Genomic DNA, 18,343 nt, shown 5'->3' with positions numbered 1-18,343 from the left:
GTACGGCCCAATGCGCCAGGTGCGCGCCAGGCTTCGCCAGGGGGTGCGCCACCCTCGGGGTCCGGGGCGTCGGGGGAGGCCGGCATTCCGCCTCCGCGGGCACCTTCGCGGGCCGGAGAACGGTGATCACTCTGTGTCACCGGGCTGCCCCTCGGATGAAGCGTCAGGGTCGGTGTCATACCCGAGGAGGACGTCTCCGCCCCTGTGATGCGACTCAAGAGGGCCACGGGAACGGGGCCAGGGAGTGACGACTCAGCGCCATCGGGACGTGACGATGGAGTAGTCCCCAAGGCACCGCCGTCAGCGCGGGCCGTGTCACCCCCGTATGCATCCGCATCACCCGAACCAGGAGCGTCCCTGTGACCACCACTCCCACCGTTCACCGCGCCACCGCGGTGGCCGCCCGCGCCACGGAGCTGTCGAAGGTCTACGGCGAGGGTGAGACCCAGGTCGTCGCCCTGGACCGGGTGACCGTGGACTTCCCGCAGGGCGAGTTCACCGCGATCATGGGCCCCTCGGGCTCCGGCAAGTCGACGCTGATGCACTGCGTGGCCGGTCTCGACAGCTTCAGCAGCGGTTCGGTGCGCATCGGCGACACCGAGCTGTCCACGCTGAAGGACAAGCAGCTCACGCAGTTGCGACGGGACAAGATCGGCTTCATCTTCCAGGCCTTCAACCTGCTGCCGACGCTCACCGCGCTGGAGAACATCACCCTGCCGATGGACATCGCGGGCCGTAAGCCCGACGCCGCGTGGCTCCAGAAGGTCATCTCCATGGTGGGGCTCGCGGACCGGCTGAAGCACCGCCCCACCGAGCTCTCCGGCGGCCAGCAGCAGCGGGTCGCCGTGGCCCGCGCCCTGGCCTCGCAGCCCGAGATCATCTTCGGTGACGAGCCGACCGGGAACCTGGACTCCCGCTCCGGCGCCGAGGTCCTCGGCTTCCTGCGGAACTCGGTGCGCGAGCTGGGCCAGACCGTGGTGATGGTGACGCACGACCCGGTGGCCGCCTCCTACGCGGACCGGGTGATCTTCCTCGCGGACGGTGCGGTCGTCGACCAGATGATGCACCCGACCGCCGACGGGGTCCTCGACCGGATGAAGGCGTTCGACGCGAAGGGCCGCACCAGCTGACGCCCGCGGCGGCCCCGTACGCCTGCCGCACCCCGGCCGCCGCACCCCGCGCGTCCCCGTCCCCCCTCCGGAACCCATCCCAGGACACACAGACATGTTCCGTACCGCCCTGCGCAATGTGCTCGCGCACAAGGCCAGGCTGCTGATGACCGTGCTCGCCGTCATGCTCGGCGTAGCGTTCGTCTCCGGCACCCTCGTCTTCACCGACACCCTCGGCAACGCCTTCCGCAACCAGTCCGCCAAGAGCTACGACGACGTCGCCGTCGCCGTGCAGACCCACGCCGGCGGGCGTGACGAGAAGACCCCCGGCCTCGACGAGGCCACCCTGGAGAAGATCCGCGGCCTGGACGGCGTGGCCTCCGCCACCGGCCGGGTCAACGGCTTCGCCGGGGTCGCCGACCCCGACGGCAAGCTGATCGGCAACGGCTGGTCCAACACCGGCGCCAACTTCGCCCCCGGCAAGGACGGCAAGGACACCGCGTACGACTTCACCCAGGGCGGCGGCCCGGTGAAGAACGGGCAGATCGCGCTCGACAAGGACACCGCGTCCAAGGGCAAGTACCGCGTCGGCGACCCGGTGCGGGTCGCCACCAACGGCCCGGTGAAGGAGTACACCCTCTCCGGTGTCTTCACCACCGAGGACGGCGCGGTCAACGCGGGCGGCAGCCTGGTGCTCTTCGACACCGCGACCGCCCAGAAGCTCTACCTGAAGCCCGGTGTCTTCCAGGACGCCACCGTGACCGCCGCCGCGGGCGCCTCCGATGGCAAGCTGCTGGACGAGATCGTTCCGCTGCTGCCGGAGGAGGCCACCGCGCAGACCGGCAAGGCCCTCGCGGACGAGCAGGCGAAGCAGATCGAGAGCGGTCTCACCGGCCTCAACACCATCCTGCTGGTCTTCGCGGGCATCGCCCTGTTCGTCGGCATCTTCCTCATCGCCAACACCTTCACGATGCTGGTCGCCCAGCGCACCCGCGAGCTGGCCCTGATGCGGGCAATCGGCGCCTCCCGCCGCCAGGTCAAGCGCTCCGTGCTGATCGAGGCCGGCGTCGTCGGAACGCTCGCCTCCGTCATCGGCTTCGCCGTCGGCCTCGGCCTCGCCACCGGCCTGCGCTCCGGGATGAGCCTCCTGGGCGGCAAGATCCCGGCCGGACCGCTGATCGTCTCGCCCACCGCTGTCGGCTCCGCCTTCGCCGTCGGCATCCTGATCACCGTGCTGGCCGCCTGGCTGCCCTCCCGCCGGGCCGCGAAGATCGCCCCGGTCGCGGCGATGAGCAGCGTGCACGCCACCGCCTCCGTCAAGTCCCTCGTCGTACGGAACTCCATCGGCGGCTTCATCGCCCTGCTGGGTGCGGTGGGCATCGTCGGCGGCGCGGCGACCGGCGGGGTGAACGGCCGGTACCTGGTCGCGGCCGGCGCCTTCTTCGCCCTGATCGGCATCATCATCCTGATCCCGCTGCTCTCCCGCCCGGTCATCGCCCTGGTGCGGCCGTCGCTGAGCAAGCTGTTCGGCGTCTCCGGGAAGCTGGCCTCGCAGAACGCGGTCCGCAACCCCCGGCGTACCGGAGCCACCGCCTCCGCCCTGGCGATCGGGCTGACCCTGGTCACCGGCATCTCGGTGCTCGGCGTCACTCTCGGCCAGGCCATCGACAAGATGACCACGGACAACATCAAGGCCGACTACATGGTCTCGATGGCCAGTGGCGACTCGCTGGACGAGTCGGCGCTCACCGCCCTGTCGAAGGCGGACGGCGTCTCCGCGCTCTCCCCGCAGCAGGCGGCCTGGTTCGAGGTCGACGGGGAGTACCACTCCGCCTCCGGCGTCACCCCGGGCGATGTGGAGAAGGTCTTCTCCCTGAAGACGGTCTCCGGTTCGCTGGGCACGCTGAACGACGGCCAGGTGGCCGTCGGCTCCAAGACCGCGAAGTCCAACGGCTGGAAGACCGGCGACACCCTCCCGGTGAAGTTCGACGACGACAAGAAGGGCGAGCTGACCATCGGCGCCCTCTACGAGGAGAACGAGTTCCTCTCGCCCTTCGTGGTGCCGAAGGCCCTCGCCGACCAGCACAGCTCCACCACCCGCCCCGAGATCCGCGAGATCTGGATCAAGGCGGACGGCGGCGCGAGCAAGGCCAACGAGCAGGCCATCGTGGACGCGCTCGGCGACAACCCGGCGATGAGCGTCATGGACCGGCAGGACATCCGTGACATGTTCGGCGGCTTCATCAACACCGCGCTGAACATCATGTACGGGCTGCTCGCCATGGCCCTGCTGATCGCCGTCCTCGGGGTCGTCAACACCCTCGCGATGTCGGTGTTCGAGCGCCAGCAGGAGATCGGCATGCTGCGGGCGATCGGTCTCGACCGGGGCCGCGTCAAGCGGATGATCCGCCTGGAGGCCGTCGTCATCTCGGTATTCGGCGCGGTGATCGGGGTCGGCCTCGGCGTCTTCCTCGGCTGGGCGATCGGCCGGACCCTGTCCGCCGACATCCCCGGCTACGCCCTGGTCATCCCGTGGGACCGCCTCGCGCTCTTCCTGGCCCTGGCCGGACTGGTGGGCGTCCTCGCCTCGCTGTGGCCCGCCCGCAGCGCCGCGAAGCTCAACATGCTGACGGCGATCAAGACCGAGTAACCGGGGCCCGGGAGACCGGGACGGGGCAAGGGACGACGAGGGGCCGGTGCACCGCTGCAGAGCGGAGCACCGGCCCCTCGCCCGTTGCCTTACGGATACGGCTCCCGTCCCGTACGGATACGGCTCGCGCGTACGGGTCAGCCGCCCGCCTGCTCCGTCCAGGCACGGGTTCGCAGCGGCAGCCGGGAGCCTCCGCCCTCCAGCGGGCGCACCGCGAGGATCTGGTTGACGCCGATCTTGTTGTGCTCGAAGGAGAGCGCGGAGGCGGCCATGTACAGCCGCCAGACCCTGGCCCGGCCCGGGGAGGTGGCGCGTACCGCCTGCTCCCAGTGGCGCTCCAGGTTGGCCACCCAGCGGCGCAGGGTCAGCGCGTAGTGCTCACGGATCGCCTCGACGTCCCGGGCCTCGAACCCGGCCTCCTCCAGCGTGGCCAGGGTGCGGCCGAGGGGGGCGAGTTCACCGTCGGGGAAGACGTAGGAGTCGATGAACGCGTCGATGCGGTAGGCGTCCTCGTTCTTCTCCGGGCGGCGGGCGATCTGGTGGTTCAGCAGGCGTCCGCCGGGCTTCAGGAGGGCGAAGAGGTCGTCGGCGTACTCGCGGTAGCGGACCGAGCCGACGTGCTCGGCCATCCCGATCGAGGAGATCGCGTCGTACGGTCCGTCGCGGACGTCCCGGTAGTCCTGGACCCTGATCTCGATCCGGTCGGTCAGCCCCTCCTCGGCGATGCGCTTGCGGGCGTGGGTGGCCTGCTCCTGGGAGAGGGTGATGCCGGTGACCTGCGCCCCGTACTCACGGGCAGCGTGGATGGCCATCGAGCCCCAGCCGCAGCCGACGTCCAGAAGGCGGTCGCCCTCCTTCAGGGCGAGCTTGCGGCAGACCAGGTCGAGCTTGTCGCGCTGGGCGTCCTCCAGGGTGGAGCCGTCCTCCCAGTAGGCGCAGGAGTAGACCATGGACGGGCCGAGGACCAGGGCGTAGAAGTCGTTGCCCACGTCGTAGTGGTGGCTGATGGCCTCCTTGTCGCGCCGCTTGGTGTGCAGCGGACCACTGCGGCGGCGGACCTCCTCGACGGGCGGGGCGGGCGGCGGCCAGGGGCCGGCCAGCTGGAGGAGGCCGCGGGCGAAGGCGCGGACGGCGGGGTCACGGACCGGGTGGACGGTGTCCTTGGCGTCGGCGCCCCGGTCCCACAGGAGCCCGGCGATCCGGTCGAGCGCCTCGTACAGATCGCCTTCGACGTCGATCTCACCGGACACCCAGGCGCGGGCCAGGCCCAGTTCGCCGGGCTTCCACAGGAGTCTGCGCAGGGCGCGGCGGTGGCGGATCACGAGGACGGGGGCGCCGGGCGGACCCGATTCGCTGCCGTCCCAGGCCCGGATGCGGACCCGTAGGGGTTCCGAGAGCAATTCTTCCGCGAGAGCGGTGAGCCGCGATGCGGCGCGTGCCATGGCGCACACCTCCGTGGTGGTGTTTCCCCGACAAACACAACAAGCCCAATGCATATGTACGTGCTCATGATCCCGTCGTCGCACGTCTCGGTGCCACGACGAGGTACTTCTCCGTCAACTCTCTCCGCACGCTCCGTCATCCCGCTACCGGGCAACGAAAGGGCAAAAGGCGTGCCCGGGGGGCCGTGATCCGCCCTGCGGCGGATACGCCGAAGGGGCCGTCCGCACCACGGATGGCGGACGGCCCCTTCGGGCGTCGTACAGGCCGCTCGGCTGGAGCGTCCTTCATGCGGGGGTCAGGAGGCCTTGGCCTTCTCGCCCTCCGACTTGGCGGCGACGGCCGGAGCCGGGGCCGGCTTGGCGGCCTCGTAGAACTCCTCGCGCGGCGTCTCCATGGCGCCGAGCGAGACGACCTCGCGCTTGAGGAAGACCGCGAGCGTCCAGTCGGCGAAGATCCGGATCTTACGGTTCCAGGTCGGCATCGCCATGCCGTGGTAGCCACGGTGCATGTACCAGGCGAGACGGCCCTTGAGCTTGATCTTCACCTTGCCCATGACGATCATCGCGACGCCCTTGTGCAGGCCGAGACCGGCGACCGCACCCTTGTTGGCGTGGCTGTACTCCTTCTGCGGGAAGCCCCGCATGCCGGAGATCACGTTGTCGCCGAGGACCTTCGCCTGACGCAGCGCGTGCTGGGCGTTGGGCGGGCACCAGGCGTTCGGGTTGCCTGCGCGGCGGCCGACCATGTCCGGGACCTGGGCGTTGTCGCCCGCGGCCCAGATGTAGTCGGTGCCCTGCACCTGGAGCTTCTCGGAGGTGTCCACGTGGCCGCGGGGGCCGAGCGGCAGGCCGAAGCGGGCGAGCGCCGGGTTCGGCTTCACACCGGCGGTCCACACGATGGTGCTGGAGTCGACCTCCAGGCCGTTCTTGAGCACCACGTGACCGTCGACGCAGGAGTCCATGGAGGTGGAGAGGTAGACCTCCACGCCGCGGCTCTCCAGGTGCTCCTTGCCGTAGGCGCCCAGCTTCGGGCCGACCTCGGGAAGGATCTTGTCGGCGGCGTCGACCAGGATGAAGCGCATGTCCTCGCGCTTCACGTTGGTGTAGTACTTCGCCGCGTCGCGGGCCATGTCCTCGACCTCGCCGATGGTCTCCGCACCGGCGAAGCCGCCGCCCACGAAGACGAACGTGAGCGCCTTGCGGCGGACGTCCTCATCGGTCGTGGAGTCAGCCTTGTCCAGCTGCTCCAGGACGTGGTTGCGCAGGCCGATGGCCTCCTCGATGCCCTTCATGCCGATGCCCTGCTCGGCGAGGCCGGGGATCGGGAAGGTACGGGAGACCGCGCCCATCGCGATGACCAGGTAGTCGAAGGGCAGCTCGTAGGCCTCGCCGACGAGCGGCGCGACCGTGGCGACCTTGCGGTCCTGGTCGATGGTCGTGACACGACCGGTGAGAACCTCAGCCTTGGGCAGCACGCGTCGCAGCGGGACGACGACATGCCGAGGCGAGATGCTGCCTGCGGCAGCTTCGGGGAGGAAGGGCTGGTACGTCATGTACGACCGCGGGTCGACGACCGTGACGGTCGCCTCTCCGTATCGCATCTTCTTCAGAATGCGACGAGCTGCGTACAGGCCTACGTACCCACCGCCTACAACGAGGATCCTGGGACGCTCCGTGGTGCTCATGCCATCGAGTATCCACCTCGCCCCAGGGGGGTGCTCGTGAGCCCCTTCACAAGGATTCACCCACCCTCTGCTACACTTCGCCGCCCACGTGACCCAGGTCATGACCCCGCAGGGGAACCGCAACACCCCGGGAAACGTTCCCGACCGCCTGTGAGCTGGCCCTTGGCCCTCCAGGAGCGCCGCATCGGCACCCCGCTTCATACGTACGCAACGCCCCCGGAACGCCCCCGTACGCCTTCCGTGATGCCCCGCATATGGCCCGGACGGCCCTTGCGGGCCCGAACTTCGCCCAACAGGGCCGAATTCCTTGTGAAGAAGTTCACGAACTTCGTGGCGGCGTGTCCCCGCAAGGGTCCCCCGAGCGGCCCACCAGGGCCGTGTGGCGGCTCAAAGGTGCAGGTGACACTGCGGTTGAGCGGGCGGCGCGGGGCCGCCCGCCGCTCCCTACGCGGCGCTCCAGGCGATGCCGTCCAGGATGTCGTGCTCGCTCACGACGACCTCGTGCGCGCCCGTCCGCTCCATCACGGCGAGCAGCACGAGGGCGCCCGCCGCGATCACGTCGACCCGGCCCGGGTGCATCACGGGGATCGCGGCGCGTTCCTCGTGGGTCGACTGGAGGAGGTGCTCGGTGATCGCGCGGACCTGGCCGCGGGAGACCCGGGAGTGGTGGATGGCCCCGGAGTCGTACTCCTCCAGCTCCAGCGCGATCCCGGCGATCGTGGTGACCGTGCCCGCCAGGCCGACGAGCGTGCCGGCCCCGGTGAGCTGCACGCTCCCGGCGGCGAGGTCGAGCGCGGCGTCGATGTCCGCGCGGATCGCGGCGACCCGCTCGTGGGTGGGCGGGTCCACGACGGCCCCGTCCGCCACCAGGTGGCGCTCGGTCATCCGTACGCAGCCGATGTCCACGGACCGGGCCGCCTCGACCCGGTCCGAGCCGAGGACGAACTCGGTGGAGCCGCCGCCGATGTCGACGACCAGATACGGCTTCGCCAGGTGGTCGCTGCCGGTCAGCTCCTTGGTGGCCCCGTCGAAGGAGAGCTGCGCCTCCTGGTCACCGGTGATCACCTCGGGCTCGACGCCCAGGATGTCCCGGACACCGGAGACGAACTCCTCGCTGTTCTCGGCGTCGCGGGAGGCGGAGGTGGCGACGAAGCGGACGCGTTCGGCGCCCAGCTCCTCGATCACCGCGGCGTACTCGCGGCAGGCCGCGAACGTCCGCTCCAGCGCCTCGGGGGCGAGCCGGCCGGTCCGGTCGACGCCCTGGCCGAGGCGGACGATCGTCATCCGCCGGTCCAGCTCGGTGAAGGAGCCGGTGGCGGGGTCCGCGTCGGCGACGAGGAGCCGGATCGAGTTCGTACCGCAGTCGACCGCGGCGACCCGGGTCATGCGCTCTTCCCGTCGGCGGGGCCGTCGGCCGGGCGGAAGGCGAAGTGGCCGCCGTCGCCCTCGTCCACCGTCCAGCCGTCGTCCTCGCCCGGCGGTGTGCACGGCGTGACGCACGCGCCCTTGGCCCACCACTCCGGCAGCATCGCGATGGCCTCGTCGCCCAGCGGGTTCACCCCGGGCCCGGCGGCGAGCGAGTGGCCGACCAGGACGTGCAGGCACTTCACCCGGTCCGGCATGCCGCCGGCGCTCGGGAAGCCCTCCAGGACCTCGATGGCGTCGCGGCGGGTGATGTAGTCCTCGTGCGCGGCCCGGTAGGCGGCGGCCAGCTCCGGGTCGGTCTCCAGACGGGCCGTCATCTCCTTCATGACCCCGTTCGCCTCCAGCGTGCCGATCGCCGAGGCCGCCCGGGGGCAGGTCAGGTAGTACGTCGTCGGGAACGGCGTGCCGTCCTCCAGACGGGGCTGGGTCTCCACCACGTCCGGGTTGCCGCACGGGCAGCGGTGCGCGATGGCGCGCAGCCCGCGCGGCGGGCGGCCGAGCTGCTGCTCGAACGCGGCGATGTCCGCGTCGGTGGGCTTGGTGGACTCGGTCTGCGGAGGGGGCGTTTCCATGCCTGCCTTGGTTCTGCTCGGAAGCTCGTCGGGGGGGAAGTCTCGGAGGGGAAGTAGGGACGTCAGTCGCGGTCGGCGCTGTCCACGCCGTCCCAGACGTTCGCGTGCCAGGGACGGTGGCCGGCACCCGGATCCCCGCGGCGGTCCTGCTCCGCGTCGGGGTCGGCCACCGTGTAGCCGGTCTCGCCGGGGAGTACGTAATGGAGGTGCTGGCGGGCCAGACGCATGATGTACGCGTCGTCCTGGAGCCGCGCCTTCTCGTCCCGCAGCTCCTCGGTGCGCTGCTCCGCCTGGAGCGAGAGCCGCTCCTGCTCGGCGATCTCGTCGCGCTGGGAGACGTACTGCCGCATCGGGTAGGCGAGCGCCACCACCAGGGAGCAGACCACCAGCGCCAGGAAGGCGGCCCGGCCGGTGAGCCGGGAGCGGCGGGCCTGGCGGCGGTTCTGGGAGCGGTACACGCGGGCGGCGGTCTGCTCGCCGAGCAGTCGCAGCCTGGTCGCGGTGGAGAACCGGTCGCGGTCCTTCCCGGCCATGTCTCCCGCCTCCCCGTTACGCACGTCCGTCCCCGCACACGGTACGGGACCGGGTGCGGGGACGGGCGGAGGCTACCGTCTTGGGGCTACGGGTCAGCCCTTGAAGCGCGGGAAGGCGGAGCGGCCCGCGTACACCGCGGCGTCGTCGAGGATCTCCTCGATGCGCAGCAGCTGGTTGTACTTGGCGACGCGGTCCGAGCGGGCCGGGGCGCCGGTCTTGATCTGGCCGCAGTTCACGGCGACGGCGAGGTCGGCGATGGTGACGTCCTCGGTCTCGCCGGAGCGGTGCGACATCATGCACTTGAAGCCGTTGCGCTGGGCCAGCTCGACGGCGTCCAGGGTCTCGGTCAGCGAACCGATCTGGTTGACCTTGACGAGCAGGGCGTTGGCGGAGCCCTCCTCGATGCCGCGGGCCAGCCGCTCCGGGTTGGTGACGAAGAGGTCGTCGCCGACGATCTGCACCTTGGCGCCGATGCGGTCGGTGATGACCTTCCAGCCGGCCCAGTCGTCCTCGTACAGCGGGTCCTCGATGGAGACCAGCGGGTACGCGGAGACGAGCTCCTCGTAGTACTCGGTCATCTCGGCGGCCGAGCGGGACTTGCCCTCGAACTCGTAGACGCCGTCCTTGTAGAACTCGGACGCGGCAACGTCGAGCGCGAGCGCGATGTCGCGGCCGGGGACGTAACCGGCCTCCTTGATGGCCTCGACGATGAGGTCCAGGGCGGCGCGGTTGGAGTCCAGGTTCGGGGCGAAGCCGCCCTCGTCGCCGAGACCGGTGGACAGGCCCTTGGTCTTGAGGACCTTCTTCAGCGTGTGGTAGACCTCCGCGCCCCAGCGCAGGGCCTCGGAGAAGGACTCCGCGCCGATCGGGGCGATCATGAACTCCTGGATGTCCACGTTGGAGTCGGCGTGCGAGCCGCCGTTCAGGATGTTCATCATCGGAACGGGCAGCAGGTGCGCGTTCGGGCCGCCGAGGTAGCGGAAGAGCGGCAGGTCGGACGCCTCGGAGGCGGCGTGGGCGACGGCGAGCGAGACACCGAGGATGGCGTTCGCGCCGAGCGAGGCCTTGTTCTCGGTGGCGTCGAGGTCGAACATCGCCTGGTCGATGAGGCGCTGCTCGGTGGCGTCGTACCCGACGAGCTCCGGGCCGATCTGCTCGATGACGGCGAGGACGGCCTTTTCGACGCCCTTGCCGTGGTAGCGGTTGGGGTCACCGTCGCGAAGCTCGACGGCCTCGAACGCACCGGTGGAGGCGCCGGACGGTACTGCAGCACGGCCCGTGCTGCCGTCGTCGAGGCCAACCTCGACCTCGACCGTGGGGTTGCCCCGGGAGTCGAGGATTTCCCTGGCTACGACGACGTCGATGGACGGCACGAGGCATCTCCTTCTGGGATATGACGCTGGTTGTGCAGGGTCACTGTGGCCTTGCGACACGAGCCTAACCGGCCCGGCCGCGTCAGTCGGCCGACCGCCCGTCTCCTGGGACGAAAAAGGACCCAAGGGCCTGCATGACGGGACAAATCTCTAGAAATCTACTGGGCAGTAACAAGCGGCGCGGACCCGATGACGACAAGAGGTGAACGAAAGACCCCGGCCCGGCGCGCACGGGGGGAGAGCGCGCCGGGCCGGGGAGCCGTGCGAGGGAGGGTGCCGCCGGACCCCCTCCCTCCGGGGAGGAGAGCCGGCTGTTACTTCAGGTGGAGCTGCTGGCCCGGGAAGATCAGGTCCGCGTCCTTGACGATGTCGTCGTTGAGCTTGAAGAGCTTGCTCCAGCCGCCCTTGACGTCTTCCTTCTGAGCGATCTTGCTCAGGGTGTCGCCGGCCTTGACCTTGTACTCGCCGTCGCCCTTCTGGACCTTCTCACCGGTCGGGGTGGTGACGGTCTTCTTGGACTCGGCCTTGGGGGCGGCCGGGGCGGTGCGCTGCTCGCTGCGCGTGGTGGGCTGCTCGGCCTTGCGCTCGGGCTGCGCCTGCTCGGGCTTGCTCTCGGACTGGCCGGAGCCGGTGTTCACACCCGGGTCCACGCCGTCATTGGTGAGGCCGCCGGCACCGGCGCAGGCCCAGGCGCCCGGGCCCTGGAGGTCGAGGAGCTTCTCGGCGGCGGCGATCTGCTGGTCCTTGGAGGCCAGGTCGGCGCGGGAGGCGTACTGCGTACCGCCGGCGGCGGCCCAGCTCGACTGCGAGAACTGCAGCCCGCCGTAGTAGCCGTTGCCGGTGTTGATGGACCAGTTGCCGCCGGACTCACACTGGGCGACGGCGTCCCAGGTCTCGACGGAGGCGGCGGAAGCGTTGGTCGCGCCCATCAGCGGGACGGCGACGGCGGCACCGGCGACACCCGCCAGGGTGGCGAGACGGACGGTCTTCGAGGGGCGGCGGTGCTTGCCCTTGCTGTTAAGCAGCATGGAACGAATCTCCTCACCGACGCCTACGAGGTGAGCTGTCGGGTTCGGGCTGATGAGTTGCCCGGTCGCGCGAATTGCACGCGACTTCACCCCAAGCCGTTCCCGTACGTCCCCGTTCTTCGTCCTTCGAAGGGGCTGTACGGACCCGGCGGCCTACCTGGGTCCCCCGCTCCTGCCTACGGCGCTTTACGCGTCTGTTCCCTTCGACCGACGGCAGGATTCGGCGTGACGGTCGACGGGGCCCGCGGTGCGAGCGGTTCCGACCGTAAACACAGGCAACCCCGACATTCAAAGATGGACATACTGGCCCAATCGACGCTTACTTGCCTACCCCGATGGATCGTTTCCGCAGGTCGGAGGGGATCTGCGGCGAGCAGGCGGACGCAACACGCCAGTTGAAGCAAAGAGACCCATGTCTCACTTACGCATAAGTGGACATAGGCCTCTGAACTACCCGCGATTTTGGGGTGTTTTCCCGCTTTTGATCAGCTGGCGGCAGGCACCTCGGCACCCTCCTGGGCGCCTTCCTGGCCGGCCTGCTCCAGCCCCAGATCCAGGCTCTGCCCGGGCAGGATCAGATCCGGGTCGGAGCCCAGGAGGTCCCTGTTGGCCTCGTACAGGCCGGTCCAGCCCTGGGGAAGTTTCTGTGCGTCAGCAATCGCCCAGAGGTTGTCGCCGGGCTGCACGGTGTAGCCGTCGTCGACGACCGCACCGCCGTCCCGCACGTCACCCTCGCCCCGCGAGGCGTGCCGGCCGGACTCACGGGGGTCGCCGTTCCGGCCCACCGCGCCGGTCTCCTCGGGCGCGGGAGCGCCCCGGTGCTTGCCGCCGGTGCCGTCGGCGCCCTCCGAGGCGTCGGGGGCGGAGGCGGAGGGCTGCGAGCCGTCAGGAGACCCGGGAGTTCCGGTCTTTCCGGCGGCCGGGGGCGCGGAGGGCTTCGCCGAGGGGTCGAGCGTGTCGCTGCCGTCCCCCTTCTCACCCTTCTCACCCTTGCCGGTCCTATCCGTCTTGCCGGATGAGCCCGTATTGCCGGAACTCCCCGCTTCACCCTTTTCATCCGCTTCGCCCGCCGGGGCGGTCGTCGCGTCCTCGGTGGGCTCGGCGGAGGGTGCGGTACCGGGGTCGACACCGGGCAGGCTGCCGTCCACCGCGAGGCCGGAGATCACCGCGCAGCTCGGCCACGCCTGCGGCCCCTTGTCGTCCAGGACCTTCTCGGCGACGGATATCTGCTGGGAACGGCTGGCGAGGTCGGCGCGCTCCGCGAAGGCGGTGCCGCCGTACGCGGACCAGGTCTCCTGCGAGAACTGGAGCCCGCCGTAGTAGCCGTTGCCGAGGTCGGCACTCCACATGCCGCCGCTCTCGCACTCCGCGACCCGGTCCCAGGTGGTGGCGTCGGCTGCGTGTGCGCCCGCCGCGCCGAGGAACGGAATGGCGATGGCCGATCCGGTCACGCCTGCGGCGACGACGATGGCGGGTGCCTGACGAGGGCGGCGGTGTCTGCCGTTCGCGGAGCCCATGGGGTTTGCCTTCCGTGCGACTGACAAGCAGGAACTGAGAAGCGTGAAACTGTTGAGCGTGAATCTGCTGAGCGTGAAGCTGTTGAGCAAGTGACTGGTGGGCCAAGGTTTAACCGTGGCCGACGCGTCGAACCGTGAACCTAGCGGGACTCGAACGTATGTCACAAGTCGATGCAGCGCAGATCACGTGAAAGTCACAGAGGTGACAGCGTGTCACTTTCTTCGAGGCGGCGTCCCGGCTCGAACTCCACCGGCAGAGTGCGCAGTCCGCGCATGATGAGTCCGCCCCGCCAGCGCAAATCGGCGGATTCTCCGGCAAGTCGTAGGCCAGGAAGGCGTCTCAGCAGCGTCGCCACCGCGGCCTGGCCCTCCAGCCGGGCCAGCGGCGCTCCCAGGCAGTAGTGGATTCCGTGACCGTATCCGAGGTGCTGATTGTCACTCCGTGACAGGTCGAGCGCGTCCGGGTCCGCGAACCGGCCCGGATCCCGGTCGGCCGCCGCCAGCACCACCAGCACCGGGTCCCCGGCCGCGATCTCCTGCCCGCCGAGGGTCAGCGCCTCGGTGGCGTACCGCCAGGTCGCGAGCTCCACCGGGCCGTCGAACCGGAGCAGTTCCTCGATCCCCGTGGCCAGCAGCGCGCTCTCCCCCGCCTCCAGGGACGCCTCCAGCCGGGCGCGCTGTTCGGGGTGGCGCAGCAGGGCGTACGTACCGTTGCCGATGAGGTTCACCGTCGTCTCGAACCCGGCGAACAGCAGGATGAACGCCATCGCCGCGGCCTCGTTCTCCGTGAGGTGCTCGCCGTGGTCGCTGGCCCGGATCAGCCCGGAGATCAGGTCGTCGCCCGGATTCTCCCTTTTACGGTGGATGAGTTCGGCGAGATAGCCGCGCATCTTCTTCACCGACCGGGCCACCCCGCCACGCGGCCCGCCGCCGTGGCGGATCATCATGCCCGCCCAGTCCCGGAAGTCGTCCTGGTCCTCGGGCGGGACGCCGAGCAGGTCGCAGATGGCGTAGATGGGGAGCGGAAAGGCGAAGTCGTGGATCAGGTCGGCCTCCCCGTCCTCGATGAACCGGTCGATGAGCCGGTCCGTCAGCTCCTGCACACGCGGCGCGAACTCCGCGACCCGGCGCGGGGTGAACGCCTTGGAGACGAGCCGGCGCAGCCGGGTGTGGTCCGGCGGATCGATGTTGAGCAGATGCGTCATCAGCTCCGCCTTGCGCTCCCCCGGGATCCCGGTCTTCCCCTTGGCGGCCGCGGACCCGGCGTGGTTGGCCGGGTTCTTGGAGAGCCGCGCGTCGGCGAGCGCCTGCTTGGCATCCCCGTACCGGGTCACGAGCCAGGCCTCGACCCCGCTGGGCAGCGCGGTGCGGTGCACGGGGCTGTGCTCGCGGAGCCAGGCGTAGGCGGGGTAGGGGTCGGTGGCGAACTCCCAGGTGAAGAGTTGGGGCGCCTCTTCGGTGGTGGCGGGGGTGTGGTGGGGGCAGGCGGGGGTGTCGGTCACTCCTTGACGGTATCGGGCGGGGTGGCGGGCCCCCCGCCCTCCGCCGCCACGATCGCGTCCCTGTACGCACGGGCCGCCGCGCGGAGGGCGGCCTCCGGGTCGGTGCCGTTCGCCTCGGCGGTGACGGCGAGGGCGAGGAGCTCGTAGCCGATGGTGTCGCCGGTGGGGAGGGGGACGTCGAGTCCGGCCGTGCGGGCGCGGCTTCCCAGTTTCGCGGCGAGGGCCAGGCCGGGCTGGCCGAGGGGGACGCCCTCGGTGACCGATGTGCGCTGCTTCTCGATCGCCTTGGTGCGCAGCCAGTGCGCGTGGACGTCCTCCGGGGTCTCGGCGCTCTCGTCGCCGAAGACGTGCGGGTGGCGGTGGATCAGCTTCTCGACCAGGCCGCCCGCCACGTCGTCGATGGCGAACGGCTCCTCGGGGTCCTCCTCCGCGATGCGCGCGTGGAAGACGACCTGGAGGAGTACGTCGCCCAGTTCCTCGCGCAGTTCGGTCCGGTCGCCGTCCTCGATCGCCTCGACCAGTTCGTACGCCTCCTCGATGGCGTACTTGGCGAGGCCCTTGTGCGTCTTCCGCGAGGTCCAGGGGCACTCGCGGCGGATCCGGTCCATCACCTGGACCAGGTCCAGGAGGCGGGCGCCGGGCAGGTCGTACGAGCCGGGGAGCAGCTCCAGGTCCGGCATGGAGACCCGACCGGAGCCGCCGAGCCGGGCCAGGCCGTCGGTCAGGCGGCTGTCGCCCTCGCCGCCGACCAGGACCACAACCGTGCGGTCACCCGCGCAGGCGGCCACCAGTTCGTCGGCGGAGGGCGCCGCGTGCTCGACGCGGACGCCCGCCTCGCGCAGGTAAGGCAGTTGCGGGTGGTCCGGGTCGGCGGTGAGGACCTGGTCGGCGGCGTGCAGCGTCTGCCATGCCGGCCAGGACAGCAGGCCGGGCGCGACCCGGTGGCTGGCGGTGAGCAGGACGATACGGCCGGGGGTGGCAGTGGGCGTGCCGGGGGCTTCAGCGTTCACCCGGCGAACCTACCCGCCTCACCTCCAGGTCAGGCCCCCGGCAGGTGCCGGGCGGCGCCCGGCCCGGACGCGGCTCAGGCGCCCGCCTCCGGCTCCTGCGGGGCGAACTCGGTGACCTGGGTGATCCACGGCGCCTTGTAGTTGCCGAGCTGCATCTTCTGGTCGTCCCAGGCCCCGAAGCGCGGGTTGACGTCGATCTTCAGCTGCTTCGACGCCTTGGTCAGCGCCTCGCCGACGACCTGCTGTCCGGCCGGGGTGCCGAGGTCCCCGCCGAGCGCCTTGGCGAGCTTCGGCAGCAGCGCCTCCTGGCGCATGTCGCCGTCGATCTGGTCGGGGGCGACCCAGCGCTGCTGGAGCATCATCGCCCGCAGCTGCTCCTCGCCGCCCGCCTGGGCGCGGCTGGCGGTCCGGGCCTCCTGGATCTCCTTGCGGCTGACGGTGACCCCGGCGTCCTCGGCGGCCTTGTCCAGGATCCGGCCGAAGATCAGCCCGTGCAGCTTGGCGCGGTTGAGCTGGCCCGACTTGTTGACCAGCTGGGCCGCCTCGGGAGAGCTCTCCTGGGCGGTGCGGACGTCGGCAGCCTGGGCCTGGACCGCCGAGACCTCGATCCGCTCGCCGCCCACGACGGCCGCGGCACCGGGGTGGGCCTCGTTGCCGCAGGCGGCGAGGAGTGGTGCCGCGAGCAGGGTTGCGGCGGTGACGGCGAGCGCGGTGCGACGACGGCGGTGCAAAGGAGCCTCCCGTGGAGAGTTTGTGCATCGGTGCACAAGCCTTGCGGTGATCGATGGTAGGCAGTGGATGTGATCGGTGCCACTGATTCGACCAACGATTCGGGAGGAGTTGGGGATGTGGGGCGGCCGCACCCCTGGAATCAGCCGCCCCGGACGTCCTGCTGGTGGCTGAGGCGGCGGCGCAGGTCGGCGGAGAGCGGGTGGTGCGGCCCGTAGGTGCGCTCCGCGTCGTACAGCAGGGCCTGGAACTGGGCCCGTCCCGCCGTGTGGTCCCCGACCGCCAGCAGGAGCTGCCCGATGCGGTGGCGGATGTCGAGGGCCCGGCCCGGATCGGTGGTGACCGCCCCGTAGGCGTTCTCGTAGTACGGGAGGACCGCGCGGTACTCGCCCAGCGCGGCCGTGGCCTCGCCGAGCTGTTCCAGGCACTGGGCGGCGTCGTAACGGAACTGGAGGACCTGGATGTCGGCCGGTCCGGTCCCGGCGGTGCGGTCCTCCGCGAGGCGGCGCAGCTCCGGGAGGGCGCGGCGGTACTGCCCGTCGTCCATCAGCGTCGCCGCGTACTGCTTGCGCAGGATGCGGACGACCGGTGAGTGCTCGCCGTGCTCGGCGGCGGCCGCCGGGAGGATGGAGCCGAGGATGTCCACGGCCTGGGTGATCCGGCCCTCGCCGAGCAGCTTCTTCACCTCGTCCACGGCCTGCGCGACGTCCGGCCGGGCGGGCGGCGGCGGCGGGGTGGAGTCGGTCGGCGCCGTGAGCGGCGGGGGCGGGGAGAGGAGGGAGGCGACGGCAGGCCACGGGGTGGTGCCCGGCCGGCCCTGCGACGGTACGGGGACGGACGCGGGTACGGGCGCGGAGGCCGGGGTGGCGGCCCGGTCCGGCCAGGGGGCGTGCGGGCGCAGGAACGGGCGGGTCGGGTCGAGGGGCCCGGCGGGGGTGCCGTGCTTGGGCAGCAGCGGGGCCAGCTCCTCGTACACCTCCTGCGCGGAGGCGGGCCGGTCCTGCGGGTCCTTGGCCAGCAGCCGCAGGACGAGGGCTTCCAGCGCGGCGGGGACCTCGGGCCTGCCCTGGCGGACCGGGACCGGCGGCTCGTAGAGGTGGCGGTGCAGGACGCCGAGTGCGGTGGACCCGGCGAACGGCACGTCCCCGCTGAGCAGTTCGTGCAGGAGCACCCCGAGGGCGTACAGGTCGGTGTACGGGCCGACCGCGCCGCCCATCGCCTGCTCGGGGGCCATGTAGGCCGGGGAGCCGATCGGTGAACCGGTGTGCGTGAGGCGGGTGGTGTCCGTGTCGAGGACGGAGGCGACGCCAAGGTCGAGCACGGTGACGGTGCCGTCGGGCCGGACCATCACATTGCGGGGCTTCAGGTCGCGGTGGACGATGGGCACCGCGTGCACCGCGCTCAGGACCGCGCAGAGCTGGGCGGCGACCGCGACGGCCCAGGGCCAAGGGTACGGATCCCGCTCGGCCAGATGGTCGGCGAGGTCGACGCCCTCCACGTACTGCATGACGAGGTAGAGGTCGTCGCCGTCGCTGCCCGCGTCGTGGACGGTGACCAGGCCGGGGTGGTCGACCTGCGCGGTGACCCGGCACTCGCGGACGAACCGGCGGCGCAGTTCGTCGGCGGCGTCGCTGCCGGTGGGCCCGGCGACCCGGTCCGGACGCAGCAGCTTCACGGCGACGCGGCGGTCCAGCCGCTGGTCGTACGCCGTCCAGACCTGGCCCATGCCGCCCTGGCCGAGGACGGTGGCCAGCTCGTACCGCCCCG

General features: G+C 70.9%; 14 protein-coding genes and 1 riboswitch. Of the genes, 2 read left to right on the top strand and 12 right to left on the bottom strand.

Annotated features, from left to right (window positions below):
- The first annotated feature begins 359 nt into the window (after window positions 1–359).
- Complete coding sequence (locus ACK8N7_RS22370; protein ID WP_015608997.1) at window positions 360–1,130, top strand: ABC transporter ATP-binding protein; 771 nt, start codon at window positions 360–362, stop codon at window positions 1,128–1,130.
- 94 nt (window positions 1,131–1,224) lie between these two features.
- Window positions 1,225–3,759, top strand: a complete 2,535-nt coding sequence (locus ACK8N7_RS22365) for an ABC transporter permease (protein WP_403212404.1) — start codon at window positions 1,225–1,227, stop codon at window positions 3,757–3,759.
- Between the two features lie 137 nt (window positions 3,760–3,896).
- Here ACK8N7_RS22365 and ACK8N7_RS22360 read toward each other — a convergent pair whose 3' ends face one another.
- The 12 genes from ACK8N7_RS22360 to ACK8N7_RS22305 form a co-directional block, all read right to left on the bottom strand.
- Window positions 3,897–5,201 carry a class I SAM-dependent methyltransferase gene (locus ACK8N7_RS22360; protein WP_403212406.1) on the bottom strand — a complete coding sequence of 435 codons (1,305 nt, stop codon included), beginning with the start codon at window positions 5,199–5,201 and terminating at the stop codon, window positions 3,897–3,899.
- Window positions 5,202–5,497: 296 nt separating this feature from the next.
- The gene (locus tag ACK8N7_RS22355) at window positions 5,498–6,886 is read right to left on the bottom strand and encodes an NAD(P)/FAD-dependent oxidoreductase (RefSeq protein WP_403212408.1); all 1,389 of its coding nucleotides are present in this window, start codon (window positions 6,884–6,886) and stop codon (window positions 5,498–5,500) included.
- A 444-nt stretch (window positions 6,887–7,330) separates the two neighbouring features.
- Window positions 7,331–8,272 (bottom strand): Ppx/GppA phosphatase family protein, encoded by a 942-nt coding sequence (locus tag ACK8N7_RS22350; RefSeq protein WP_500443888.1) that lies wholly within the window; start codon window positions 8,270–8,272, stop codon window positions 7,331–7,333.
- Entirely contained in the window at window positions 8,269–8,883 is a 615-nt protein-coding gene (locus ACK8N7_RS22345; RefSeq protein WP_500443886.1) for a DUF501 domain-containing protein, read from the bottom strand. Before ACK8N7_RS22345 ends, ACK8N7_RS22350 begins: the two co-directional genes overlap by 4 nt.
- 62 nt (window positions 8,884–8,945) lie before the next feature.
- Window positions 8,946–9,416: an FtsB family cell division protein gene (locus ACK8N7_RS22340; protein WP_403212414.1), complete on the bottom strand. Its 471-nt coding sequence runs from the start codon at window positions 9,414–9,416 to the stop codon at window positions 8,946–8,948.
- Window positions 9,417–9,509: 93 nt separating this feature from the next.
- Window positions 9,510–10,790 (bottom strand): phosphopyruvate hydratase, encoded by a 1,281-nt coding sequence (eno, locus tag ACK8N7_RS22335; RefSeq protein ID WP_015609004.1) that lies wholly within the window; start codon window positions 10,788–10,790, stop codon window positions 9,510–9,512.
- A gap of 314 nt (window positions 10,791–11,104) precedes the next feature.
- A complete protein-coding gene (locus ACK8N7_RS22330) occupies window positions 11,105–11,818 on the bottom strand; it encodes a transglycosylase family protein (RefSeq protein WP_500443884.1) in 714 nt (237 codons plus the stop codon).
- Window positions 11,819–11,823: 5 nt separating this feature from the next.
- Window positions 11,824–12,012, bottom strand: a riboswitch (cyclic di-AMP (ydaO/yuaA leader).
- Window positions 12,013–12,303: 291 nt separating this feature from the next.
- On the bottom strand, window positions 12,304–13,335 hold the full coding sequence (locus ACK8N7_RS22325; protein ID WP_403212418.1) for a transglycosylase family protein: 1,032 nt from the start codon (window positions 13,333–13,335) through the stop codon (window positions 12,304–12,306).
- A gap of 194 nt (window positions 13,336–13,529) precedes the next feature.
- Window positions 13,530–14,837 (bottom strand): cytochrome P450 family protein, encoded by a 1,308-nt coding sequence (locus ACK8N7_RS22320; protein ID WP_403212420.1) that lies wholly within the window; start codon window positions 14,835–14,837, stop codon window positions 13,530–13,532.
- Window positions 14,834–15,847, bottom strand: coding sequence for a nucleoside triphosphate pyrophosphohydrolase (locus tag ACK8N7_RS22315; RefSeq protein ID WP_403212422.1), 1,014 nt, complete (start codon window positions 15,845–15,847; stop codon window positions 14,834–14,836). The genes ACK8N7_RS22320 and ACK8N7_RS22315 overlap by 4 nt, the downstream gene beginning before the upstream one ends.
- A gap of 74 nt (window positions 15,848–15,921) precedes the next feature.
- Window positions 15,922–16,578, bottom strand: coding sequence for a SurA N-terminal domain-containing protein (locus tag ACK8N7_RS22310; RefSeq protein WP_403212424.1), 657 nt, complete (start codon window positions 16,576–16,578; stop codon window positions 15,922–15,924).
- A 140-nt stretch (window positions 16,579–16,718) separates the two neighbouring features.
- Window positions 16,719–18,302 (bottom strand): protein kinase domain-containing protein, encoded by a 1,584-nt coding sequence (locus tag ACK8N7_RS22305; protein WP_500445818.1) that lies wholly within the window; start codon window positions 18,300–18,302, stop codon window positions 16,719–16,721.
- Window positions 18,303–18,343: the final 41 nt, after the last annotated feature.

It is taken from the genome of Streptomyces griseobrunneus (assembly GCF_046713465.1).
GTDB lineage: Bacteria > Actinomycetota > Actinomycetes > Streptomycetales > Streptomycetaceae > Streptomyces > Streptomyces microflavus.
The sequence above is the reverse complement of the archived record's forward strand: the minus strand, read 5'-3'. Positions and strand labels throughout refer to the sequence as shown.